The 243-nt window shown below is 61.7% G+C and carries 1 protein-coding gene; it reads left to right on the plus strand.

The features are described from left to right. Nucleotides 1-113: 113 nt before the first annotated feature. The coding region (locus AC0IYH_RS33495) for a twin-arginine translocase TatA/TatE family subunit (protein ID WP_471838746.1) at nucleotides 114-243 on the plus strand (130 nt) is incomplete at its 3' end.

The following is a 243-nucleotide window of genomic DNA, read 5'->3' on the forward strand; positions in this document are numbered from 1 at the left end:
TTGCTGGACCCCGTCGAAACGGCGTTCGAAGTCGCGTTCGGAGAGGACACGCAGCGGCTGGAAAAGGCCACCGACTCCGACTAGATGGGACTGCATTATCAGGAGTAAGCATCATGGGCAGCTTCAGCCCGATCCACCTGCTCGTCCTTGCCGTCGTCGCCATCCTGCTGCTCGGCGGCGGGCGTTTCTCCAGCCTGATGGGCGATGTCGCCAAGGGCGTGAAGAACTTCAAGAAGGGCCTGG

The sequence above is a fragment of the Pseudomonas sp. AC463 genome (assembly GCF_979253585.1).